The following is a 23,741-nucleotide window of genomic DNA, read 5'->3' as shown; positions in this document are numbered from 1 at the left end:
TGAACGCGCTGATGGTGCCGCGCCGCGTCCGGGACAAGAACCGGGGATGTCCCAGACACGACCTGGGATCAGGTCCCAGCCACGACGACGACGGCGCGCAAACCCAAAAGGAAACGGCGCCCGCGGGCGCCGTTTTATCACTGTTCAGTCTAGTAGATCAGTGGGCGGTCAGGCCGCCGCCGGCTTCCTCGCCTGCGTCGGGCTTGACGGCCACCTTGGTGTCCTCTTCCCAGACGATCGGCGTGGGCGTGCGGACCAGCGCCTTGGCGACCACCTCATCCAGCCTTCCGACCGGGATGATCTCCATGCCGCCCTTGATCGCATCGGAAATCTCCGTGAGATCCTTGGCGTTGTCCTCGGGGATCAGCACCGTCTTGATGCCGCCGCGGGCGGCAGCCAGGAGCTTTTCCTTCAGACCGCCGATCGGCAGCACGCGGCCGCGCAGCGTGATTTCGCCGGTCATCGCGACATCATGGCGGACCGGAATGCCGGTCATGACCGAGATGATCGCGGTGGCCATCGCCACACCCGCCGACGGTCCGTCCTTCGGGGTTGCTCCCTCCGGCACGTGGACGTGGATGTCGCGCCGGTCGAACAGCGGCGGCTCGATCCCGTAGGTGATCGCCCGCGAGCGGACGTAGGACGCCGCCGCCGAGATCGATTCCTTCATCACGTCCCGCAGATTGCCCGTGACCGTCATCTTGCCCTTGCCGGGCATCATGACGCCTTCGATGGTCAACAACTCGCCGCCGACATCGGTCCAGGCAAGGCCGGTGACGATACCGACCTGCGGCTCGCTCTCGATCTCGCCGAAGCGGTACTTCGGCACGCCGAGGAAGTCCTCCAGGGTCTTCTCTGTGACCTTGACCGACTTCTTCTTGGAGATCATCAGCTCCTTCACCGCCTTGCGGGCGAGTGTGGAGAGCTCACGCTCCAGATTGCGCACGCCCGCTTCGCGGGTGTAGCGGCGGATCATCAACAGCAAGGCATCGTCGTCGATCGACCATTCCTTCGAATCGAGGCCGTGCTTGGAGATGGCGTTCGGGATCAGGTGCTTGCGCGCGATCTCGACCTTCTCGTTCTCGGTGTAGCCGGCGATCCGGATGATCTCCATGCGGTCCATCAGCGGACCCGGAATATTCAGCGTATTCGCGGTCGTGATGAACATGACGTTCGACAGATCGTAGTCGACCTCCAGATAGTGGTCGTTGAAGGTCGAGTTCTGCTCGGGGTCCAGAACCTCAAGCAACGCCGATGACGGATCGCCGCGGAAGTCGGCGCCCATCTTGTCGATCTCGTCCAGCAGGAACAGCGGGTTCGAGGTCTTCGCCTTGCGCATCGACTGGATGATCTTGCCGGGCATCGAGCCGATATAGGTGCGGCGGTGACCGCGGATCTCCGCTTCATCGCGCACACCGCCGAGCGAAACGCGCACGAACTCACGGCCCGTGGCCTTCGCGATCGACTTGCCGAGCGAGGTCTTGCCGACGCCGGGAGGTCCGACGAGGCACAGGATCGGTCCGGTCAGCTTGTTGGCGCGCGACTGCACCGCGAGATACTCGACGATGCGGTCCTTGACCTTCTCAAGCCCGTAGTGGTCGGAGTCCAGCACGGCCTGCGCCTGCTCGAGGTCCTTCTTGACCTTGGACTTCTTGTTCCACGGGATCGACAGCAGCCAGTCGAGATAGTTGCGCACGACGGTGGCTTCCGCGGACATCGGCGACATCTGGCGCAGCTTCTTGAGCTCGTGCTGCGCCTTCTCCCGCGCTTCCTTGGAAAGCTTGGTCTTGGCAATCTTCTCTTCCAGATCGGCCAGCTCGTCGCGACCTTCGTCGTCGCCGAGCTCCTTCTGGATCGCCTTCATCTGCTCGTTCAGGTAATACTCGCGCTGGGTCTTCTCCATCTGGCGCTTGACGCGCGAGCGGATGCGCTTTTCGACCTGCAGCACCGAGATTTCGCTCTCCATCAAGCCCAGCACCTTCTCCAGGCGCTGCGTGACGGACAACGTCTCCAGGATGCCCTGCCGGTCCGCGATCTTGACGGCCAGATGCTGCGCGACCTGGTCGCTCAGCTTGGCGAAATCAGTGATCGCCTGAACCACGCCGACGACTTCGGCGGAGATCTTCTTGTTCAGCTTCACATAGCTTTCGAAATCGGACACGACCGAGCGCGCCAGGGCTTCGGCTTCAACCGAATTGGCGTCGGTATCGGCGAGCGCGATCGCGGTCGCTTCGTAGTATTCGGTGCGGTCGGAATACTTCTGCACGCGCGCGCGTTCCAGGCCCTCGACCAGCACCTTCACGGTGCCGTCGGGAAGTTTCAGGAGCTGCAGCACGCTGGCGAGCGTACCGACCTCATAGATCGATTCCGGGCTTGGATCATCGTCGGACGCGTTCTTCTGCGTCGCGAGCAAAATCAGCGCGTCGTTCTTCATTACCTCTTCGAGGGCGCGGATCGACTTCTCGCGGCCGACGAACAACGGCACGATCATGTGCGGAAATACGACGATATCGCGGAGCGGCAGCACCGGATACGAATGGCTTTCGCCGAGAACGATGGTTGGCCGGGTTTTTGGGGTCGTCATGGCCTATTCCTCTTGTTTTGCCCCCTTGCACGCAATCCGCTCTAGCCGGCGCAACTGCCACAAGGTGCCGTAAGTTCCGGTCATTTCAGCTGCTTCGCAGCCGCTTTTACCGGAGGATTTTGCGACGAATCTCGAACGTGATTTCCGCCACCACCGGCATTAGGTGGCTATCGGGTACGGGGGTGTCAAGTCACGGAAAAATGCCCACTATTTCGGGCCAAACGGATGTGGAATACCGGCAACAAAACGGCCGCCGGAAGGTCCGGCGGCCGTCTTATTCACACAACTTTTGGCGAGCGCGCTCAGGCGCTGGCGCTGCTCTCGACGGCCCGGTCCGAACGGTCCGCATAGATGTACAGCGGACGGGCGGTTCCTTCGACCACTTCGCGCGAGATCACGACCTCCTCGACGCCTTCCAGGCCCGGCAGGTCGAACATGGTCTCGAGCAGGATCGCCTCGAGGATCGAGCGCAATCCGCGTGCGCCGGTCTTGCGCTCGATCGCCTTGCGGGCGACCGCGCCAAGCGCCTCGTCGGCGAAGGTGAGCTCGATGTTCTCCATCTCGAACAGCCGCTGGTATTGTTTCACCAGCGCGTTCTTCGGCTCGACCAGGATCTTCTTCAGCGAATTCTCGTCGAGGTCCTCCAGGGTCGCAACCACAGGCAGACGGCCGACGAATTCCGGGATCAGACCATACTTCAGTAGGTCTTCCGGCTCGACGTGGCGGAAGATTTCGCCGGTACGCCGATCCTCCGGCGCCAGCACCTGGGCGGCAAAACCGATCGAGGTCGAACGCCCGCGCGCAGAGATGATCTTCTCAAGGCCCGAGAAGGCGCCACCGCAGATGAACAGAATGTTCGTGGTGTCGACCTGCAGGAATTCCTGCTGCGGGTGCTTGCGGCCGCCCTGCGGGGGCACCGAGGCAACCGTTCCTTCCATGATCTTCAACAGCGCCTGCTGCACGCCCTCGCCCGACACATCGCGGGTGATCGAGGGATTGTCGGACTTGCGGCTGATCTTGTCGATTTCGTCGATATAGACGATGCCGCGCTGCGCGCGCTCGACATTGTAGTCGGCGGACTGCAGCAGCTTCAGGATGATGTTCTCGACGTCCTCGCCGACATAGCCGGCTTCGGTCAACGTCGTCGCATCCGCCATCGTGAAGGGCACGTCGAGAATCCGCGCCAGCGTCTGTGCCAGCAGCGTCTTGCCCGAGCCGGTCGGACCGATCAGCAGGATGTTCGACTTCGCGAGTTCGACGTCGTTGTGCTTGGTCTGGTGATTGAGCCGCTTGTAGTGATTGTGAACCGCGACCGACAGCACCTTCTTGGCATGGTTCTGGCCGATCACGTAGTCGTCCAGCACCTTGCAGATTTCCTTCGGCGTCGGGATGCCGTCGCGCGACTTCACCAGCGAGGACTTGTTCTCCTCGCGGATGATGTCCATGCAGAGTTCAACGCATTCGTCGCAGATGAAAACGGTAGGACCTGCGATGAGTTTGCGGACTTCGTGCTGGCTCTTTCCACAGAACGAGCAATACAGCGTGTTCTTGGAGTCGCTCGTGCCAACCTTACTCATTCCTGTCTCCGTCCGCCGTTCGATCCGTTACCCGATCGACCCATTCCGGTACTGTACCGGACCTCAAGGTAGATAGAGCAAATTCCGTACCAGAAAAGACCCTAACTCAGTTACGCACCGTGCTGCGAATCACGGCTCGAGAATCCCCCGCGATCTTAACCCAGTCCACACAGCCAACCATGCTGGCACCCGACTATCAAGAATTCGCTAATCGGGGCCGGAATGGCTACCCGTGACAATACCGTGATTTGTGGCATTCGCACGGGGCGAAGTTCACGAAATCGACCGAGCGTTGCGGTATTGCCACGCGGCAAAACCGGCACGAAAGCGGAACTTTCGGCCCATGCGGGGGCATAGAAGTGCGCTTTCGGCCGAATTTGCCGATTCAGCCAGCCGTTAAGGTCAATGCGGGGTGTCGCAACCCGTTACCTTACGGGGTTTTCCGTTTACTAGGTTTTCGCCGGGCTCGCCTCTTCCGGACGCTTGTCGATCACCTTGTCAACGAGGCCGAAGTCGCGGGCCATTTCGGCGGTCAGGAATTTGTCGCGCTCCAGCGCATCCTCGATCGCCTTGTAGGGTTGGCCGGTGTGCTTCACATAGATCTCGTTGAGGCGCTTCTTGAGATTCAGGATCTCCTGCGCGTGCAGCATGATGTCGGTAGCCTGGCCCTGGAAGCCGCCGGACGGCTGATGCACCATGATGCGCGAGTTCGGCAGCGTGAAGCGCATGTCCTTTTCGCCGGCCGCCAGCAGCAGTGAGCCCATCGAGGCAGCCTGCCCCGTGCACAGCGTCGACACCGCAGGACGGATGAACTGCATCGTGTCGTAGATCGCAAGCCCCGATGTCACCACGCCGCCGGGCGAGTTGATGTACATCGAGATTTCCTTCTTCGGATTGTCGGCTTCCAGGAACAGAAGCTGCGCGACGACGAGTGTCGACATGCCGTCTTCGACCGGGCCGGTCACGAAGATGATGCGCTCTTTCAAGAGCCGCGAGAAAATGTCGTAGGCGCGTTCACCGCGGTTGGTCTGCTCGACCACCATCGGAACGAGGTTCATGTAGGTTTCAACGGGATCGCGCATTGGTTACCCCAAGGGTTAGGTAGGGACTGAACGGAGGCGAACATCCATCGGCAAGGCAGGCCAATCGGCATGGATTGCCGTGCGCGGACGAACGTCCCGTGATGCAGGACTTCAACTCACAGCTCGCTCCTGCGAGCCGCTCACAGATATGAGCCAATTTCCCGGCGACAAGACCGGGCGATCGAGAGCCGATTGAGCCGAGTTCAAGCTGATTCGCAGGCGATCTCATAGCGGCGGATGCCAGGGCCCCGCCGCTTTCGCCGTTCATCATTAACATCAGGCTGACCCAATCGATCAGGCCGCGCTCTTCTCGTCGGCCTCGTCGTCCTTGAACAGGTCCTCGCGCGAGACCTTCTTCTCGGTCACGTTGGCGAGTTCGAGGATGAAATCGACGACCTTATCTTCATAAATCGGCGCACGAAGCTGGGCCAGCGCATTGGCATTGCTGCGATAGTAATCCCAGACTTCCTTCTCGCGGCCAGGCATCGAACGCGCCCGCTCGATCACTGCGCGGCCGACTTCGTCGTCGGTCACCGTGATCTTGTTCTTCTCGCCGATTTCGGAGAGCACGAGGCCGAGCCGCACGCGGCGGTCGGCGATCTTGCGGTACTCTTCCTTGGCCGCATCCTCGGTGGTGTTCTCGTCGGCAAAGGTCTTGCCTGACGACTCCATCTCGGCCTTGATCGAGTTCCACATCAGGTTGAACTCTTCCTCGATCAGCGAGGGCGGCGCCTCAAACTTGTGGCTGTCGTCGAGACGGTCGAGCAGCGCGCGCTTGACGCGCTGGCGCGTCGCGCCAGCGAACTCGACGACCAGACGCTCGCGCGCGGCCTCCTTCAGCTTGTCGAGCGATTCGAGGCCGAGCGTCTTGGCGAATTCGTCGTTGATCGCAGTCTCGCCGGGCGCTTCAATCAGAGTTGCCGTGGTCTCGAACTCCGCCGCCTGTCCGGCGAGCTTCTCGCTGGCATAGTTCTTCGGGAACGACACTTTCAGCGTGCGGGTCTCGCCGGCACCGATGCCTTCGAGCTGCTCCTCGAAGCCCGGAATGAACTGCCCGGCGCCGATCACGACCTGGATGCCCTCGCCGGTGCCGCCGTCGAACGCCACGCCGTCGATGGTGCCCTTGAAGTTGATGGTGACGCGATCGCCCTTCTCGGCCTTGGCGCCCTCGCCCTTTGCCGTGTAGGGACGGTTCTGATCGGCGATCCGCTTGATCGCCTCGTCGACCTCGGCGTCGGTGACGTCGACCACCGGCTTCTCCACCGAGAAGGTCTTGAAATCGGCGAGCTGGATCGTCGGCACCACCTCGATCGCAACCGTGTAGGTCAGGTCGGTCTTGCCGGCGAGCAGCTCCTCGACCTCTTTGGTCTCGGTCGGCATGGTGATCTTCGGCTCGGTGGCGAGACGGAAGCCGCGGTCGGTGAAGATCTGCGTGTTGGTGTCGCGGATGGTCTGGTCGATGGTCTCGGCCATCACGGAGCGGCCATACACCTTCTTGAGGTGGGCGACCGGCACCTTGCCGGGACGGAAGCCGTTGAGGCGCACCTTGTCCTTGAGATCGACCAGCTTGGCGTCCGCCTTGGCGTCGAGATCCGATGCGGGGACGCTGACCTTGAACTCGTGCTTCAATCCCTCGGCGAGGGTTTCGGTGACCTGCATGGTATCAATCTTCTTCCGCTTGCGCCGGGCTGGAAGCAGCCCGGCAGTGTTCAAATGTCAGAGGCGTGGCCTTGGGGGCCTGACGCCGGTGGTTCGGCGGGCCTTGGCTCCCCCAGGGGAAGCGGGCCCTCCAATATTCGTCATGCAAACGCTTGGAGCGCTTGGTGCGGGCGGAGGGACTCGAACCCCCACAACTTTCGTCACTGGAACCTAAATCCAGCGCGTCTACCAGTTCCGCCACGCCCGCGTGAAGTGCATCATAGGCCCGGCCGCGATGCCCGCGGGCGGCGGCTTATAACATGAGCCACCACCTCCGCAGCAAAAAAATGGCCCGTCCCGACTGCATTGGGCCGAACCGCCGCAACTGGACATCTCACCTTAGAAATGGTCCGGATCGGCCTCATGGCAAGGGAGTTTTCGGATGGATCGGCGTGCATTGATGGCGGGGTTTGGGGCTGCCTCTCTCGGCCTGCTGGTACCGGGCGGCAGCGCCGCCCAAGGACGCCCGGCGGTTGCGATCCGGGCCCGGGAGGGCGCCCTCAAGCTCCATCCCGGAGGCCTGGAAACGCCGGTCTGGATGCTCGCGGCTCCGGAGCTCCGCTTCCGCCGCGGCGAAAACCTTCAGGTCGAATTTGCCAATGATTTGGCCGTCCCGGTGGGCCTCGATTGGCGTGGAATCGATGGCGTTCCTGCCATCGAGCTGCTCGTTGGCCGCCGGCTGCTGGCCGCTTCAGGCTGGGAAAACGTCCGGATTCCATTGCGCCACGCCGGAACCGTCCTGTGCGACATGAGCGTGTTCGCCAACCAAAACGCACTACCGACCAGGGGCCAGCCCGTGGTGGTCGCCGAAAGCGAGCCCGTCGGCGTCGATCGCGACGAGGTGCTTTTGGTCGAGGAATGGCGGTTACGGGCGGATGGGACTGCTGCCGTGCCCGGCACGGACCCGAACGAAACCACGGTTTCCTATACGCTCAATGGGAAGCCCTCAGTGGACCTCTCGGCCCGATCCAACGAGCGCTTGAGGCTTCGCTTCATCAACGGCAGCCGGCGCACGGTCGTCGCGCTGAAATTGGAGTCCCTTGACGTCACCGTCATGGCGATCGACAGCCAGCCGGCCGAGCCGTTCCCGGCCCGCAACGGCGCGCTGGTGCTGGCACCGGGCAGCCGGGTCGACGCTTTTGTCGACGTCACGGGACCGCCAGGCTCGCAGCTCAAGATCCTCCTGCACGATGGCCGGCAAGCCCGTCCCCTCGGCCTTGTCATCGTGTCGGGCGAGCCGCCCGCGCGTGCGGCTCCACTGCCGCCTCCTTCGCCTTTGCCGTCCAACGGGCTGCCGGCGCGGCTTGATCTCAAGGACGCGATCCGCGCCAATATCGCGTTGAACGGGCCTGAGTGGACCGTAATTGCAAACCTGGCCGCGTCGCCACAGCCGGCCTTCCGCGTCAAGGCGGGGCGCATCGTCGTGCTGGCACTGACCAACCGAGCCGACGTCGCAACCGTCTTTCGTCTGCATGGCCATCATTTCCGCCTGCTCGACAAGCTCGACGATGGCTGGAAGCCATTTTGGCTGGACGCGCTGGCGATCGAGCCTGGCCAGACCCACCGCATCGCCTTTGCGGCCGAACATGCCGGGCATTGGCTGATCGAATCCGTCGCGACCGATTGGGCTGCACCGCGGTTCGTGCGATGGTATGGGGTCGAGTGAGGAAACAAAATGAGCAAAACCGTCCCAGCCATCTGCAGCGTCAAGGCGCGCGGTCTCGTTGTGCCGCTCAAGCGTCCCGTGAAGAACGCTTTTGGCGTTATCGATGCCGGGCCGCTGGTTCTGATCGACGTCGAGACCGATCAGGGCGTTACCGGCCGCGCCTACATCTTCGCCTACGCCAAGATTACGCTGAAGCCGCTGGTTCACCTGATCGAGGAGATCGGGCGCGAACTCACCGGCCGGCCGGTCGCACCTTACGATCTGATGGCGGCAATGGATGCCAAATTCCGCCTGCTCGGCTGGCAGGGCCTCGTCGGCATGGCGGTATCAGGCCTCGACATGGCCTATTGGGATGCGCTCGGACAGTTGGCCGGCAAGCCAGTGGTCGAACTGCTCGGCGGTTCGCCGAAACCGATCCAAGCCTATGACAGCTATGGCGTGGTCGATCCGGTCGCCGACGAACGCGCGCTGCGCCATTCGCTCGAACAGGGGTTTCGCGGCATCAAGATCAAGGGCGGCGATGGCGATGCCGCCAATGACGAGCGCGTGGTCAAGGGCGTGCGTGCGCTGATTGGCCCTGATATCGCGCTGATGATCGACTTCAACCAGTCGCTCGCTACAGCGGAAGCCACGCGCCGTATCGCCCGCCTCGCGCCTTACGATCTGCACTGGATCGAAGAGCCGGTGCCGCAGGAAAATCTTCTGGGGCATGCCAAGGTGCGCGAGACCTCGCCGACGCCAATTCAAGCTGGCGAGAACTGGTGGTTCCCGCGCGGCTTTGCCGAAGCGATCGCGGCCGGCGCGAGCGACTTCATCATGCCCGATTTGATGAAGTGCGGCGGCGTCACCGGCTGGCTGAAGGTCGCCGCGCAAGCCGAAGCCGCCAACATTCCCATGTCGAGCCATCTGTTTGCGGAGGCCAGCGCCCACATGCTGGCGGTGACTACGACCGCGCACTGGCTCGAACATCTCGATTTCGCCAGCGTGATCCTCGCCAAGCCCGCCGAGATCATTGACGGCACGATTACTGCGCGCGGGCCGGGCCTCGGGCTGGAATGGAACGAGACAGCGGTGGCGAAATATCTCGCTTAGAAGCATCTCGTTCAATGACAAGATTGACTGCAATACGCGGCGTCTTGCCCGCTCAGTTTGCGGCTGTTAGGGCTGCCGGATGACAGGCGCCGGCAGCGACCATCGGATTCCGGAACTGGATGGCCTGCGCGCCACCGCTATCTTGGTGGTCGTCGCCTGGCATTATCTCGGCATGCAAGGCGGTCCCGATACCTTTGAATGGCAAGTTCTCGCATTCGGGCGGGCCGGAGTTGACTTGTTCTTTGCCCTGTCCGGCTTTTTGATCACACGCATCTTGCTCAAGCACACAGATGCAACGAATTACTTTTCAGCGTTCTATGGAAGGCGGTGCTTTCGCATTCTTCCGATCTACGGCGCGGTCGTAGGCCTTTGGTTGCTGACGAAGATCGGCCGGATGAACGATGGCGATCTGCCGTGGTGGTCGTACATCATCGGCGTGCAGAACTTTTTCATGGCCGCTCGGCAGAGCTACGGTGCGTATTCGCTTTCCGGCACCTGGTCGTTGGCGGTTGAAGAACAGTTCTATCTCGTTTTCCCCATGATCGTCCTCGTCACGTCTCGCAAGTATTTCCTGCCGCTATTGCTGAGCCTGATCATCCTCTGCCCGATTGGACGGGCGATCTGTTACAGCCTTGACGATCGATTTGGCTACTACGTCCTCATGCCGCTTCGCGCAGACATCCTGGCTGTGGGAGCCATTGTTGCGTGGTTCGAATATTCGCCTCCGGGCCCTCGCGTGAAAGCGATGTTTCGAGCGACGTTCTGGGTAACCTTGCTGCTTATGCCCGCCGCTGTTTTTGCAGTGGGCCAGAACGTTTCGTGGGCCTATTGGGTGCACACCTATCTGGTGGCATTCTGCGGCTCCGCCCTGTTCATGACCGTACAGAACAGGGGGGCTCGCGAGCTTGCTTTTCTTCGAACCGGCGCAGCAGCTTTTTTCGCCCGTATCTCCTATGCACTATATCTCGTGCACGGGATCGTGTTTGCGAACATCAACGGAGCATTCAGGAACTTGCCGGAGCTTGTTGTCATTCTTTCATTTGCAATGTCCGTTCTGATCTGCATGGCAAGTTATCGGTTTCTCGAAAAGCCGCTTATCGAGTTGGGGCATCGCAAATACCAGTATCGGCCACCCGCCCAGAATATTGCCGTTGCGAGTATCGCCCGGGCGTAATCGGGCTAACGAGAACTGACGGGTTGCGCTGCGCCCTATCGATCCTGCGGGACTGACGCGCGTCCAGAGATAGCGCGCGTCCGGCTCTTTCTCTTCATTGCCGGCGCCGTCGGTTTCCTCGACGCGTGCAAAGCCCCGCGCTTCATAGAAGCGACGCGCGCGCAAATTGCGCTGAAACGTCCACAGTTGGAGACGATCGAACGCACGCTTGGCGAGATCCAGCAACTCGCTGCCGACGCCGCCTCCCTGCGCCTGCGGCAGTACATAGAGCTGATCGATCCAGCCGCTTCGGAAGGCGATGATGGCGGCCAGCGCGTCGTCCTCGAAGGCGCCGTGTACCTGACATTCTCTGAACATGCGTTCGCGGTAGAACCAGCGGTCTTCGTCCGGCGTGTGCAGGCCACGGAGCCAGGGCAAGGCATGGTCGAACGCCGCGCGATGGACGCGCGCCGCGGCGTCCATGTCGGCGAGTTCGAGTTGCCTAATACTCAATCCCGAACCCGTCATAGAGCCGCCGGAACACCGCGGGCAGCACTTCCGGCAGGTCCTCCGCGATCAGCCCGGGCCCCGCTTCGCCCGCGGCCTCGCCATGCATCCAGACGCCGATGCATGCGGCTTCGAACGCCGGCACGCCCTGCGCCAGCATCCCCGCGATCATCCCGGCCAGCACGTCGCCGGCCCCTGCCGTCGCCAGCCAGGGCGGCGCGTTGGCGGCGATGGCCGCGCGGCCGTCGGGCGAGGCCACCACCGTATCCGGCCCCTTCAGCAGCACCACCGCGCCGGCGCGCTCGGCGGCATCGCGCACCCGCTCCAGCTTGGAGCGACCGGGATGCTTGTTGCTGATATCGCTGAACAGGCGTGGAAACTCCCCCTCATGCGGGGTGAGCACGACCTGCGGATATTCGCTCGCCTTGATTGATTCAAACAGCCGCTCCGGCGCCTCGGCAAAACTCGTCAGCGCGTCGGCATCGAGCACGAGGCCGCGCTTCGTCGACAGCGCGGCATGCACGAAATCGCGCGTGCGCTCGCCGATGCCGGCACCGGGACCGACCACGATGGCGCTGAGCCGCCGGTCGGCGAGCATCTCGGCAAATTCGATCGGCGTATCGACCGCGCGAACCATCACTGCCGTCAGCGCCGCCGCGTTCACGGCGAGCGCGTCGCGCGGCGAGGCCACTGTGACGAGCCCGGCCCCGCCCCGCAGCGCCCCGCGCGCCGCCAACCGCGCCGCGCCGGTCGAGGCCACCTCCCCCGACAGCACCACCGCATGGCCGCGGGCATATTTGTGGCCGTCGATCGCCGGCACCGGGAAGGAGTTTTGCCAGGTCTGCGAAACGTTCTCGAACGTGCGCGGCCGGATTTCCTCCAGCACGCGCGGATCGATGCCGATATCGACGACGCGAACCCGCCCGCAATGTTTCCGCCCCGGCATCAAGAGATGCGCCGGCTTGCGGCGGAAGAAGGTCACGGTCTCCACCGCGTTGATCGCAGCCCCCATCGCCGCGCCCGAGGTGCCGTTGATGCCGCTCGGCAGGTCGACCGCGAGCACGGGCGCGCCGTTGGCATTGATGGCCTCGATCATCTCGAGCGGATCGCCCTTCACGGGACGGTTGAGCCCGGCGCCGAACAGCGCGTCGATGATCAGCGCTGGCTTGCCGATCGCCTGTGGGTTGAACGGCAGCACCGGATATTTCCAGCCGCGTGCAGCGAGCGCCGCGTCGCCCTGCAGGCTGTCGCGCTCGCACAAGAGGATGACCGAGACATCGCGGCCGCGCGCGGCCAGCTCGGCCGCCGCGACAAAACCGTCGCCGCCATTGTTGCCGCGTCCGGCAACCACCGCGATCGGCCCCTCCTCAACAAGGTCCATCGCGGCTTCCGCCACCGCCTGGCCCGCGCTCATCATCAGCGCAAAGCCGGGCGTGCCGGCGGCGATCGTCAGCTCGTCGGCGCGCTCCATCTCCGTCGTGGTCAAAACTTCCATGCCGAATCCTCGATCCGTCAGCCTTTTCCAGAGGCACATTCCGCCGTGTTAGCGGCCTGCTTCGCCCTTGGCTGCATACGAATTGATCGATTTGCCTATTTTATAAGCTTCGCTATCATGCGTCACTCGGCCAGTCCTCTTTCACCTGCCTGTTAAAAGTCTGATAACGTTCCGAAATCAGGCGCATTAACAACTTGGCATAGACCCTGCTTTTGAGGAAGCCGGTTGGAATACCGAGCCCAAGATCGTCGCACGTGAGCGGCGAGAATGAGCAATTCCGGTTTTGCTGGATCATTATCCGGCTTTGCCGAATGCAAGGATCAAACCAGACGGCGCCAGGGAAAGTTCACCAGGCTGCGACATCGACCTATCTGCAATTTTTGGAAATGCCCGGGAGGCGCTCAGTGAAGAAGATTGAAGCCATCATCAAGCCATTCAAGCTCGACGAGGTGAAAGAGGCGCTTCAGGAAGTTGGACTGCAGGGCATCACGGTGACCGAGGCCAAGGGCTTTGGCCGGCAGAAGGGCCACGCCGAGCTCTATCGCGGTGCGGAATACATCGTCGACTTCCTGCCCAAGGTGAAGATCGAGATCGTGATTTCGGACGAGCTGGTCGAGAAGGCGATCGACGCGATCCGCCGCGCCGCCCAGACCGGGCGCATCGGCGACGGCAAAATCTTCGTCTCCAACATCGAGGAAGCGATCCGGATCAGAACCGGCGAATCCGGGCTGGACGCTATCTAAGGGCGGTGGTATCCGAATTTTGCGGCTAAAAATCAAGAAAAGGGCTGCTCCCGCAGCCCGATTTCGTTCGCGGCATCTGTTGCGATCGTCTGCGAAATGTCGCGTTCTGGAAACCGTCCGTAGCCAAAAGGGGTATTCATGAAGACCGCCAAAGACGTCCTGAAATCGATCAAGGACAACGACGTAAAATACGTCGACCTGCGCTTCACCGATCCGCGCGGCAAGTGGCAGCACGTGACCTTCGACGTCAGCATGATCGAAGAGGACACCTTTGCCGAAGGCCAGATGTTCGACGGTTCCTCGATCGCGGGCTGGAAGGCGATCAACGAATCCGACATGTGCCTGATGCCCGACCCGGTTACCGCGACGATTGATCCGTTCTTCGCCGAGACCACCATGGTCATCGTCTGCGACGTGCTCGAGCCGACCACCGGCGAGCCCTACAACCGCGACCCCCGCGGCATCGCCAAGAAGGCCGAGGCCATGGTGAAGTCGTCGGGCGTCGGCGACACCGTGTTCTTCGGCCCCGAGGCCGAATTCTTCGTGTTCGACGACGTGCGCTACCAGACCACCCCCTACAACACCGGCTTCAAGCTCGACTCCTCGGAACTGCCGATCAACTCGGACACCGAATATGAGGGCGGCAATCTCGGCCACCGCATCCGCACCAAGGCCGGCTACTTCCCGGTTCCGCCGCAGGACTCGGTGCAGGACATGCGCTCGGAAATGCTCGGCGCCATGGCCAAGATGGGCGTCAAGGTCGAGAAGCATCACCACGAGGTCGCTTCCGCCCAGCACGAGCTCGGCATGAAGTTCGACACGCTCACCCTGATGGCCGACCAGATGCAGATCTACAAATACTGCATCCACCAGGTCGCCCATATCTACGGCAAGACTGCTACCTTCATGCCGAAGCCGGTCTATGGCGACAACGGCTCGGGCATGCACTGCCACCAGTCGATCTGGAAGGAAGGCAAGCCGGTGTTCGCCGGCAACAAATATGCCGACCTCTCGGAAACCTGCCTCCACTATATCGGCGGCATCATCAAGCACGCCAAGGCGATCAACGCCTTCACCAACCCGTCGACCAACTCCTACAAGCGCCTGGTCCCGGGCTATGAAGCCCCGGTGCTGCTCGCCTATTCCGCGCGCAACCGTTCTGCCTCCTGCCGCATCCCCTATACGGCGAACCCGAAGGCCAAGCGCGTCGAAGTCCGCTTCCCCGACCCGATGGCCAACCCCTATCTCGGCTTCGCCGCGATGCTGATGGCCGGCCTCGACGGCATCAAGAACAAGATCGATCCGGGCCCGGCAATGGACAAGGACCTCTACGACCTGCCGAAGGAAGAGCTGAAGCAGATCCCGACGGTGTGCGGCAGCTTGCGCGAGGCGCTGGAAAACCTCGACAAGGACCGCGCCTTCCTCAAGAACGGCGGCGTGTTCGACGACGACTTCATCGACAGCTTCATCGAACTGAAGATGACCGAAGTCGAGCGCTTCGAAATGACCCCGCACCCGGTCGAGTTCGAGATGTATTATTCGCAGTGATGGTTGCGCGGGGATTTCCGCCGACGTCACCGCCCGAAAGATGCGAAAGGCGCCCCCATTCGGGGCGCCTTTTGTTTGGTCCGGGGGATGCAGTTCCAATATCCCAGTGAAACCAAAACTTCTCCTAAATCGTGGCGCTTTTAGACCTCGCTCGCGAGGTATTGTGGACGCGGGTCAACAAGAGGCGGCATCATTCAAATGGCGACAAACGACGGGTTCCAGCCAGATCGTCCTCCGATCTTTCTCACCGAGCGGACGGAAGAAACCGGGCAGCCGGATATCGGCAAGGCCCAGGACATCGCGATCATCTCGTCGCGAATTCTCAAGGCGAGCATCGTGGCTGCCGCCGCGACGGCGGTCGGCATCGCCGTTCTGTCGATCGACAATCCAGCGACGCTCGTTGCCAACCTGGCGGATTGGGCGAGCGACAAACCGGCGCTTCAGCCCGAAGCCGATCCGCCGCCATCAACGATTCAATCAATCGCAATCGCTGGCACCAAGGATTTGCCGGCGACGACAACCGATGTACCGACACGCGACGAAGTTGCTGCGGCGGTTGACCCCGCCGAACAGCGCCAGCAACTTGCCCAGCCGAGCCAACAACCGGCCCAGCCGAGCCAGGAACCTGCCGAGCCGCGTCAAGCCGAGAGCGGCCAGCCCGTCACTGAGGCCTTGTTCAAGCAATTCCAGGCGTGGGCTGACGAGGAAGAGGCCCGGGCAAAGGCCACCGCCGCCCAACCCGCCCCCGTGCGGGTGGCGGAAGAGGCCCCGGCGCAGGTCCGGAAGAAGCACCGGCGGGTCCGCTCGGTGCAAAATGCACGCGCGGAAATCCGGACCCAGCGAAACCATCGAGCCAGGCTGCGCGAGGAGCAAGATGCACGCGGACAGGTCTCGCCCGCAACCGACCCGCGATTACCGGACCCGTCAGCGCAAAATCCCCAGCCACCGACGTTCCTGCAAAGTCTGGGCTTGAGCAATTAGTCCGCGGGTTGGGGATCGAACGCAAACGTCCCCGGACGAGCGACGCGACGCATCTGCACCGGACCCGCAGATCGCTGCACCGGGCACGTGCAGGTTTCCCGCCGGCATCACGGCTTACGAGAAATACAAAAGACGGTCCCAACGGAGCGCCTTTGTATTGGTGGGCACACATGCGGCGCAGGGCCCTATCAGATCGTGACCTGGGTCCCCACCTCAACCACGCGCCCGGTCGGGATCTGGAAATAGTCCGTGGCGTCGTTGGCGGAGCGGCTGAGGCGGATGAATAGCAGATCCTGCCAGCGCGGCATGCCGGAATGGGCGGCCGGCTTCAGGGCGCGGCGCGACAGGAAGAATGACGTCGACATGATGTCGAACTGCCAGCCGAGCTTGCGGGCGATCGCCAGCGTCTTCGGGACGTTCGGCGATTCCATGAAGCCGAAGCGCAGCGTCACCCGCGAGAAGGTCTCGCTGAGCTGCTCCATCCGCACCCGCTCGGCCGGGTCGATCCGCGGTATCGGCGCAGTTTCGATGGTGAGGATAACATTCTTCGCATGCAACACCTTGTAGTGCTTGAGGCTGTGCATCAGCGCGGTCGGGGCGCACTCGCGGTCGGAGGTCAAAAATACCGCTGTGCCGGAGACACGCTGCGGCGGGCGCTTTTCCAACATCGCCACCAGATCGACGAGCGGGAATTCCAGCTTGCGCGATTTCTCGAACAGCAGCCGGCTGCCGCGCCGCCAAGTGTACATCAGCAGCATCACCACCGACCCCAAAGCCAGCGGCATCCAGCCGCCTTCGAACACCTTCAGCAAATTCGCCGAAAGGAACGTCAGATCAAGCGCCAGAAGCGGTGCGATGATCGCGCCGGCCGCGACCGCCGACCAGCGCCAGACCTTCCAGATCACCACGAAGGCCATCATCGCCGTGACCACCATGGTCCCCGTCACGGCGATGCCGTAAGCGGATGCCAGGGCGCTTGAAGAGCGAAACAGCCCAACGAGCAGCAATACGCCGATCAGCAGCAGCGTATTGACCTTCGGCATGTAGATCTGGCCGATCAATGATTCCGAAGTGTGCCGGATTTCAAGGCGCGGCAACAATCCAAGTTGGATTGCCTGCTGCGTGATTGAATAGGCGCCCGTGATGACCGCCTGGCTGGCGATAACCGTCGCGGCTGTCGCCAAAGCGATCATCGGCAGCAGGGCCCATTCGGGATAGAGCAGGAAAAAGGGGCTCTCGATCGCCTTGGCGTCCGCGAGCACCAGCGCGCCCTGACCAAGGTAGTTGATCGTCAACGCCGGCAGCGCCACGACGAACCATGCGGCACGGATCGGTCGCTTGCCAAAATGACCAAGGTCCGCATAGAGCGCCTCCGCCCCGGTAACAACGAGAAAGACCGCACCCAGCGTCATGAATCCGATCACGCCGTGGGTCAGCAGAAAGCTCAAACCATGGAGCGGATTGAAGGCCAGCAGCACCGTGGGATTTCGCACCATCTGCGGCACGCCCGCGGCCGCGATAGCAGTGAACCAGATGAGAGTGATCGGTCCGAAAAACGCCGCAACTTTCGCCGTGCCGCGCGATTGCACGGCAAACAGGCTGACGAGAATGAGCGCCGTGATCGCAACGACATAGGGTTCGAACGCCGGAGTTGCCAGCTTCAGGCCCTCGATGGCCGACAGCACCGAGAGTGCTGGCGTGATCATCGCGTCGCCATAGAACAACGCGCCGCTGATGATGCCGAGCAGCACCAGGAGCCCACTGCCACCGACGGCGCGATTTGCCAGCGCCATCAATGCGAGCGTGCCGCCCTCCCCGTTATTGTCCGCACGCAGCAGGATGACGACGTACTTGACGGTCACCACTAAAAGCAGCGCCCAAATGATCAACGAAAGGATGCCAAGTACGACCGTTTCGCTGGCAGGGGCATTTGGGCCAACGGCGGCCAGGACCGACTCACGAAGAGCGTATAGCGGGCTGGTTCCGATATCGCCGTAGACAACGCCGATTGCCCCGAGCGTGAGCCCCCAGAACCCTGCTCGAGGATGTTCATGCGCTACCATCTGCTGCGTTTCTGGAGCGGTCAAGTCTGCGGCAGTGGAAACAGTCTCGGTCATTGCGATCCCTCGCGGACGATTTGAGCAGGCGCAAGAGCGCCCCTTGCAGGCTGATGAAGAGCGGCGATCTGGTCGTAGCAAGCCAGTCGCGCCTGCTTGTCGGCGATCACGACGCAGGGAGCCAGCTTTTCCCCGGCCCCGCCTTCGGCGGGCGGCCCCAGCGCCCACATTGCACAGACAACCACGCCTATTCCGATGATGCCGAGAACCACCGGCAGCACGTTGCCGACGGCCGGCAGTCCGCCGGTTTCGTCCAACCATTCATGCTGTCTTTCAGGATGCTTCACTGAAGGAAGGTCCTCATCGAGAAGCTGGCTCATGCTTCCGATATCGAAGGACCCGGCTAAACTCTCAATGCGGAAATCCAGCCCGCCGCATAAAGAACACATAAAGACGTCGCCGATGGCGGGCACGATCAAGGTAAGCGGCGTCTTGGCTGAAGGGCAGAAATTATCGCGTACCGATTTCGGCGATCCGGTAACCAATGCCCGGCTCGGTAATGATGATGCGGGGGTCGCCGGGGTCTTTTTCGATTTTTTGCCTGATCTGGCCGATGTAGACCCGCAGATACTGGGTATCGGTTGCGTGGGCGGGACCCCATATGGCCGCCAATATTTGCCGATGCGTTACCACCTTGCCGGCATGTTTGGCGAGAAATGAAAGCAGTTCGAATTCTTTCGGGGTCAGCCTGACCTCCGCGCCGGCCCGGGTAACGCAATGGCGGACGTTGTCGATTTCAACGTCCGCGGTTCGCAGCACCGGCGTTTCGGCGACACGCTCCATTCGGTGTCGAAGCGCCGTCCTTATTCTTGCGAGAAGTTCGCCGACTCCGAATGGCTTGTTGACGAAATCGTCCGCACCGAGATCCAGCGCTTCAATCTTCTCGGCCTCACGGTCGCGCGCCGACAATATGATGATCGGCACATCGGACCACTGCCGCACTTGCCGGATCACGTCCTTGCCGTCGCCATCGGGCAGCCCGAGATCGAGCACAACGATATCAGGACTTTCAGTTGCAATGCTCTTGATCGACTCAGCGACCGTCCCGGCGCTGATGAACTGGTAATTGTTGGCTTCCAGCACCGGCTTCAGCAATCGAAGGATGGCCGGCTCGTCATCGACAATAAGTGCGCGGATACGGCCGGTCATGGCGGCGACCCAACGGGAAATGTCAGCGTCATCCGGGTTCCCCTGCCATCCTGCACCGGACTCTCGGCTGCAACCGTGCCGCCATGCGCCTCGACGATACCTTTAGCGATGGCCAGTCCAAGACCGGTTCCGCCACGACGCCCGCCAGCGCCGCCTCCCTGCACAAATTTATCGAACACGTGGGGCAGAATGTCCGCGGCGATGCCCGGTCCGCTATCGGTGACGCGGACCGAAATCGATTGTCGACCGACGATCGCATCGACAACGAGCCGCGTTCCTTGTGGGGCGTGTGACACCACATTATTCACCACATTTCCCACGGCCTGCTCAATCAAGCTCGCATCGGCGCGGATCAACGGAAGCGCTCGCGGTAACTCCACCTCGACAGTCAAGGCAGCCCCGCGCCGTTTTGCGAGGTTTATCACTCGTTCGACGACTTCCCGCAAGTCGATCCAGTCCCGCCGTATCTCCAGCGCGCCGGCATCGATCCGAGTCATGGCAAGCAGATTTCGGACCATCTCGTCGAGTTCCTCAGCTTCGGCTTTGATTTCCCGGAGCAGCCCGGTTTTGGCCGCGGCATCCAGCTTGTCACCAAAATCGAGCAGGCTTGTTGCCGATCCCAGGATCGATGCAAGGGGAGTACGAAAATCGTGGGAGACCGATGCAAGCAAGATGTTTCGTACGCGCTCCGTCTCGGCAGCGCCGCGTGCCGCCATCATCTCCTCGGCCAAAAAGATGCGATCGAACGCCGCGGCCGTTTGTTCGGCGAGCGTCGCGAGCAGCGCGCGGCCCTCGGCATCGAACTGGTCGCTGCTCGCGCTTCTTGCGATCCCGACGACGCCGAACGATCCCCGCTGAGTACGAAGCGGAATGAAGTGCCAACGGTTGTCGGGCAAGCTTCCGGTGTCAAAGCCGGCAGCTTCGTTGCGCGAGAATGCCAGCCGCGCGGCATCCCAGGTCGCCGGATCCAAACTATCTTCCGGCGGCCAGGCCGCGGCCAGCGAAAGCTCACCCTTCTGATTGAGGAGAATGACCGCGGGACGCCGCAGACTCACATGAATTTCACCAGCAGCTCCGTCAGCGACGGCATCGATGCTGGTGAGTCCGGACAGCTTCCAGGTAAATTCATAGAGTCGTCGCGTTGCAATCATCCGTTCGTTTGTTGCCCGGGCCTGATCGCGAATCCGTCCGGCAAGCGTGGCCGATACGACTGCAACAATCAGGAATATGATTAAGGACAACAGCTCCGAAGGCTCGGTGATCTGGAATGTATAGAGCGGCTCGATAAAGAAGAAATCGTAGGCCAGGAAGGAAAGGAGGGATGTATAGATTGCAAGCCACTTTCCGAAACTGACCGCAGAAAACAGAACGGCCAGCAGAAAGACCATCGAGATATTCGGCAGCGGCACCATCGCCGTAAATAGGCGGCCGACAAGCGTTACCATTGCAACCGCAATCGTCGACGCGAGGATTGCCACGGCAATATGTGTCCTCGGCGACGATGGTCGCCGGTCTCGCTCGATCCTTGGAGGCCGCAACAAGGCACACTCGCTTTCGGTTCGACTTGGCTGTCGCCAGGGTCGATACTAGATTTAGCAAGATCTGCTGTGAAGAAAAGCTCCTCCATCGCAAACGGCGGCATCGCCGGTGTCGTACTGCCGTTGCAAGTCCAATTCCGATCCGAACGAGCAAACCACTTCGGATTTACAGAACTCGTGTCAAGCGAATAATTGCTGAAAATCAGAAATATTCCGCTTCCATTTGACCCAAATCGGCGGCATAACTGCGCCCGGTCTCACCGCGAGATGAGGGGCGTTGGCCATCGTCACTGACGCGCGGCGGGATGCGATGGACGCGGAGGCCATGACAGACGAGTATGGCTGACGCGTACGGTCAAGTCGTGTGGTTCTGGCGCCGTGGTGCTGGCGTTAAGCCCAAGGGGAGCGAAAGCTTCGCGAGGGCGACGGAGGCAAAAGAGCCGTTCTCCGAGAAGAGTACGAAGTAAGCCGTAAAGCCATTGCGCAGGGAAGGCCGGGATGCTTCCGCCGAACCTGTATGCTCGTGTGCACCTCTTGCCATGCGCATAATGGCACACGAGACCGCGGGTGCGGCGCGCACCCGGTCTTCCCTGCGCCCTCTGATGGAGAGGGCAGAAAGTATCGAGCAAACCTCGGGCAAAGCATGTCGCGAGATCGCCGCCTCATATTCAGTCGTCGTCCTCCGCGAAGGCGGGGGACCCAGTAATCCGAGACGCCAGTGATAGAACCGAGAAGCCGCGGGGTACTGGATCCCCGCCTGCGCGGTGATGACAGCGGAGTGTGCTGCGCCGCCTCCGCATCATTGCGAGGGTAGCGAAGCAATCCATTGTCACCTCAAACGCGGAAAGATGGATTGCTTCGCTGCGCTCGCAATGACGGCGAGGCCGCAGTGTCCGTGCCGTTCTCCCCCCGCCGACCTACTCATGCTTCGGCGGATTCTCCTTCAAGAACCGCTCGACATCTGGCAGCACCGAATATGGCAGCGGGATCGGATCGCCCTGATGATCGATCGCGCGGTCGAGGCAGAGCCGCACCATGCGCGCCAACTCGGCCTTGCGGTAGGGCTTTGCGAGCAACAGCACGCCCTCGCCGAGCCGCCCGCTTCCGCTGAACGCATCGAAGGTGTTGCCGGAGGTATAGAGCACGCGGAGCGGCCGACGCAGTGTTGCCACCTCCTCCGCCAGTTGCCTTCCGTTCATGACGCCGGGCATCACGATGTCGGTGAAGAGCATGTCGAACGCCGTGCCGGCATGGACCACCTCCAGCGCCTGTGCCGCATTGGAAGCCGCAATCACGTTGTAGCCGAGGCTTTCGAGCCGGCCGATGACATGTGCGCGCACCACGTCGTCATCCTCAACGCAAAGGATGGTTTCCGTTCCGCCGCGCAACTCGCCCTCCGCCTCGGGCGGCGCATCGTTTTCGGCGGGCGTGTCCGAAGTGGCAGCGTCGGCCTTGGGCAGAAGAATTCGGAAGCAGGCGCCCTTGCCCTCCTCGCTCTCGACCATGACGCTGCCGCCGGACTGCTTTGCAAATCCGAACACCATGCTGAGCCCGAGCCCGGTGCCGACGCCGAACTGCTTGGTGGAAAAGAACGGCTCGAAAATTCGCTCGCGAACGTCGGATGGAAGGCCCGCCCCGGTATCGATCACCTCGATCACGACATAGTCGCCGGCGCCGAGCCCGCCCATCTCAGGCTCGTGCGCGCCACGCATAAGATTTCCCGTCCGGAACAGCAGACTGCCGCCATCGGGCATCGCGTCCCTGGCGTTGATTGCGAGGTTGACGAGCGCGGAAGAAAGCTGGCTGCGATCGACCAGGGCTGGCCAGACCTGCTCGCCAAGGGCGGTTGCGATCTGAATATGCCGCCCGAGCGTCGGCGACAGCAGTTCGACCACCTCATCGACCAGCGCATTGACATCCGTCTCGCGCGGACGCAGCGGCTGCCTGCGGGCAAAGGCGAGCAAGTTTGCCGTGAGCTGCGAGGCACGATCGGCGGCATCGCCGATCATCCGCGCGATGGAGGCGAGGCCCGGGTCGTGCTTGACGCCCTCGGTCAGGATTTCGATCGTGCCCGTTATCACAGTGAGCACGTTGTTGAAGTCATGGGCGATGCCGCCGGTGAGTTGCCCGACCGATTCCATCTTCTGCGCCTGGAACAGCTGTTCCTCCGCCGCACGCTTGGCGGTGATATCTCGGACGAACGCGTTGACTACGAAGCCCGCCCCGCGGCGAACCGCGGTCAGCGACACCTCGGCGAAGAACTCGCTCCCGTCTCTGTGCAGCAGCAGCGTCTCGTACCGTCCGCCGACGGCATCAGCCGCCGCCGCGCCAAGGAAGCGGTCGACCCATTGACGGTGCAGCGCACGCTGCGTCTCGGGAAAGACCAGTTCGTCCACGCTCCGGCCGACGGCCTCAAGGCGCGTCCATCCCATCAAGGCTTCGGCTTGCGGGCTCCAGTTCAGGATGACGCAGCGTTCGTCGGTCTGCACGAAGGCATCGGGCGTGCCCTCGATGATGGCCTGCGCCATCTCGCCGTCGATCAGCGGCTGTCGAGCGCGGGCCCGGCCGGGGACCTTGCCGGCATCCGCGGGAGCGGCGACGCCGGGCAACGGCCTCGGCCAGAGCCTCGCCAACGCAGCCACGGCCACAACTCCAAGTACCCCGGCTCCGGCGGCAAACGGCCCGCGCGGGGCAACCGATGTCGCCAAATAATAGGTCACCACGCTCACGACGCAGGACGTCACGACGACGAGCAAAATCATCGCCAGCACGAGACGTCTTGGGTGCGTCATGGCTTTACCAGTCTGGAGA

16 protein-coding genes, 1 tRNA gene and 1 pseudogene are annotated in these 23,741 nt (G+C 62.2%); 6 read left to right on the top strand and 12 right to left on the bottom strand.

Annotation, left to right across the window (positions count from 1 at the left end):
• Positions 1 to 157 precede the first annotated feature (157 nt).
• From lon to RX331_RS17480, 5 genes are all read right to left on the bottom strand, one after another.
• Positions 158 to 2,584: an endopeptidase La gene (lon, locus tag RX331_RS17500; RefSeq protein ID WP_317257697.1), complete on the bottom strand. Its 2,427-nt coding sequence runs from the start codon at positions 2,582 to 2,584 to the stop codon at positions 158 to 160.
• 302 nt (positions 2,585 to 2,886) lie between these two features.
• Positions 2,887 to 4,161, bottom strand: a complete 1,275-nt coding sequence (gene clpX / locus RX331_RS17495) for an ATP-dependent Clp protease ATP-binding subunit ClpX (RefSeq protein ID WP_283034548.1) — start codon at positions 4,159 to 4,161, stop codon at positions 2,887 to 2,889.
• 449 nt (positions 4,162 to 4,610) lie between these two features.
• Complete coding sequence (locus RX331_RS17490; protein WP_317257696.1) at positions 4,611 to 5,243, bottom strand: ATP-dependent Clp protease proteolytic subunit; 633 nt, start codon at positions 5,241 to 5,243, stop codon at positions 4,611 to 4,613.
• A 294-nt stretch (positions 5,244 to 5,537) separates the two neighbouring features.
• The gene (gene tig / locus RX331_RS17485) at positions 5,538 to 6,902 is read right to left on the bottom strand and encodes a trigger factor (protein ID WP_317257695.1); all 1,365 of its coding nucleotides are present in this window, start codon (positions 6,900 to 6,902) and stop codon (positions 5,538 to 5,540) included.
• A gap of 162 nt (positions 6,903 to 7,064) precedes the next feature.
• Positions 7,065 to 7,149: transfer RNA gene (locus tag RX331_RS17480), tRNA-Leu, on the bottom strand.
• Between the two features lie 174 nt (positions 7,150 to 7,323).
• Here RX331_RS17480 and RX331_RS17475 point away from each other — a divergent pair.
• The 3 genes from RX331_RS17475 to RX331_RS17465 all read left to right on the top strand — a co-directional run bounded on the left by RX331_RS17475 (position 7,324) and on the right by RX331_RS17465 (position 10,873).
• Positions 7,324 to 8,607 carry a multicopper oxidase family protein gene (locus RX331_RS17475; RefSeq protein ID WP_317257694.1) on the top strand — a complete coding sequence of 428 codons (1,284 nt, stop codon included), beginning with the start codon at positions 7,324 to 7,326 and terminating at the stop codon, positions 8,605 to 8,607.
• A 9-nt stretch (positions 8,608 to 8,616) separates the two neighbouring features.
• Positions 8,617 to 9,699, top strand: coding sequence for an enolase C-terminal domain-like protein (locus tag RX331_RS17470; protein ID WP_317257693.1), 1,083 nt, complete (start codon positions 8,617 to 8,619; stop codon positions 9,697 to 9,699).
• A gap of 79 nt (positions 9,700 to 9,778) precedes the next feature.
• Positions 9,779 to 10,873, top strand: a complete 1,095-nt coding sequence (locus RX331_RS17465; RefSeq protein WP_317257692.1) for an acyltransferase — start codon at positions 9,779 to 9,781, stop codon at positions 10,871 to 10,873.
• Between the two features lie 57 nt (positions 10,874 to 10,930).
• On the opposite strand, the pseudogene RX331_RS17460 reads toward RX331_RS17465, so the two are convergent.
• A pseudogene (locus RX331_RS17460) lies at positions 10,931 to 11,380 on the bottom strand (GNAT family N-acetyltransferase); the annotation flags it as partial.
• Positions 11,355 to 12,854: an NAD(P)H-hydrate dehydratase gene (locus RX331_RS17455; protein WP_317257691.1), complete on the bottom strand. Its 1,500-nt coding sequence runs from the start codon at positions 12,852 to 12,854 to the stop codon at positions 11,355 to 11,357. The gene RX331_RS17455 and the pseudogene RX331_RS17460, both read right to left, overlap by 26 nt.
• A 404-nt stretch (positions 12,855 to 13,258) precedes the next feature.
• Between RX331_RS17455 and RX331_RS17450 the strand changes: the two genes are divergently transcribed.
• The 3 genes from RX331_RS17450 (at position 13,259) to RX331_RS17440 (ending at position 16,126) form a co-directional block, all read left to right on the top strand.
• On the top strand, positions 13,259 to 13,597 hold the full coding sequence (locus RX331_RS17450) for a P-II family nitrogen regulator (protein WP_027537227.1): 339 nt from the start codon (positions 13,259 to 13,261) through the stop codon (positions 13,595 to 13,597).
• A gap of 138 nt (positions 13,598 to 13,735) precedes the next feature.
• The gene (gene glnA, locus RX331_RS17445; protein ID WP_317257690.1) at positions 13,736 to 15,145 is read left to right on the top strand and encodes a type I glutamate--ammonia ligase; all 1,410 of its coding nucleotides are present in this window, start codon (positions 13,736 to 13,738) and stop codon (positions 15,143 to 15,145) included.
• A gap of 198 nt (positions 15,146 to 15,343) precedes the next feature.
• On the top strand, positions 15,344 to 16,126 hold the full coding sequence (locus RX331_RS17440; RefSeq protein ID WP_317257689.1) for a hypothetical protein: 783 nt from the start codon (positions 15,344 to 15,346) through the stop codon (positions 16,124 to 16,126).
• Between the two features lie 188 nt (positions 16,127 to 16,314).
• On the opposite strand, the gene RX331_RS17435 is transcribed toward RX331_RS17440, so the two are convergent.
• From RX331_RS17435 to RX331_RS17415, 5 genes are all read right to left on the bottom strand, one after another.
• Positions 16,315 to 18,243 (bottom strand): potassium transporter Kup, encoded by a 1,929-nt coding sequence (locus RX331_RS17435; protein ID WP_410708286.1) that lies wholly within the window; start codon positions 18,241 to 18,243, stop codon positions 16,315 to 16,317.
• On the bottom strand, positions 18,240 to 18,662 hold the full coding sequence (locus tag RX331_RS17430) for a hypothetical protein (RefSeq protein ID WP_317257688.1): 423 nt from the start codon (positions 18,660 to 18,662) through the stop codon (positions 18,240 to 18,242). Before RX331_RS17430 ends, RX331_RS17435 begins: the two co-directional genes overlap by 4 nt.
• Positions 18,663 to 18,693: 31 nt before the next feature.
• The gene (locus tag RX331_RS17425; protein ID WP_317257687.1) at positions 18,694 to 19,392 is read right to left on the bottom strand and encodes a response regulator; all 699 of its coding nucleotides are present in this window, start codon (positions 19,390 to 19,392) and stop codon (positions 18,694 to 18,696) included.
• The gene (locus RX331_RS17420) at positions 19,389 to 20,870 is read right to left on the bottom strand and encodes a DUF4118 domain-containing protein (RefSeq protein WP_317257686.1); all 1,482 of its coding nucleotides are present in this window, start codon (positions 20,868 to 20,870) and stop codon (positions 19,389 to 19,391) included. Before RX331_RS17420 ends, RX331_RS17425 begins: the two co-directional genes overlap by 4 nt.
• A 977-nt stretch (positions 20,871 to 21,847) precedes the next feature.
• Positions 21,848 to 23,722 (bottom strand): PAS domain S-box protein, encoded by a 1,875-nt coding sequence (locus RX331_RS17415; RefSeq protein WP_317257685.1) that lies wholly within the window; start codon positions 23,720 to 23,722, stop codon positions 21,848 to 21,850.
• Positions 23,723 to 23,741 lie beyond the last annotated feature (19 nt).

Origin of the sequence: Bradyrhizobium sp. BWA-3-5 (genome assembly GCF_032917985.1) — a bacterium.
Taxonomy (GTDB): Bacteria; Pseudomonadota; Alphaproteobacteria; order Rhizobiales; family Xanthobacteraceae; genus Bradyrhizobium.
Note: the sequence above shows the minus strand (reverse complement) of the source record. Positions and strands in the feature narration are given on the sequence as shown.

Coding starts and splice junctions, on each gene's coding strand:
- clpX (WP_283034548.1), bottom strand. CDS start 4,161: ATGAGTAAGGTTGGCACGAGCGACTCCAAGAACACGCTGTATTGCTCG.
- RX331_RS17475 (WP_317257694.1), top strand. CDS start 7,324: ATGGATCGGCGTGCATTGATGGCGGGGTTTGGGGCTGCCTCTCTCGGC.
- RX331_RS17465 (WP_317257692.1), top strand. CDS start 9,779: ATGACAGGCGCCGGCAGCGACCATCGGATTCCGGAACTGGATGGCCTG.
- RX331_RS17470 (WP_317257693.1), top strand. CDS start 8,617: ATGAGCAAAACCGTCCCAGCCATCTGCAGCGTCAAGGCGCGCGGTCTC.
- RX331_RS17440 (WP_317257689.1), top strand. CDS start 15,344: ATGGCGACAAACGACGGGTTCCAGCCAGATCGTCCTCCGATCTTTCTC.
- lon (WP_317257697.1), bottom strand. CDS start 2,584: ATGACGACCCCAAAAACCCGGCCAACCATCGTTCTCGGCGAAAGCCAT.
- tig (WP_317257695.1), bottom strand. CDS start 6,902: ATGCAGGTCACCGAAACCCTCGCCGAGGGATTGAAGCACGAGTTCAAG.
- glnA (WP_317257690.1), top strand. CDS start 13,736: ATGAAGACCGCCAAAGACGTCCTGAAATCGATCAAGGACAACGACGTA.
- RX331_RS17435 (WP_410708286.1), bottom strand. CDS start 18,243: ATGACCGAGACTGTTTCCACTGCCGCAGACTTGACCGCTCCAGAAACG.
- RX331_RS17415 (WP_317257685.1), bottom strand. CDS start 23,722: ATGACGCACCCAAGACGTCTCGTGCTGGCGATGATTTTGCTCGTCGTC.
- RX331_RS17490 (WP_317257696.1), bottom strand. CDS start 5,243: ATGCGCGATCCCGTTGAAACCTACATGAACCTCGTTCCGATGGTGGTC.
- RX331_RS17455 (WP_317257691.1), bottom strand. CDS start 12,854: ATGGAAGTTTTGACCACGACGGAGATGGAGCGCGCCGACGAGCTGACG.
- RX331_RS17425 (WP_317257687.1), bottom strand. CDS start 19,392: ATGACCGGCCGTATCCGCGCACTTATTGTCGATGACGAGCCGGCCATC.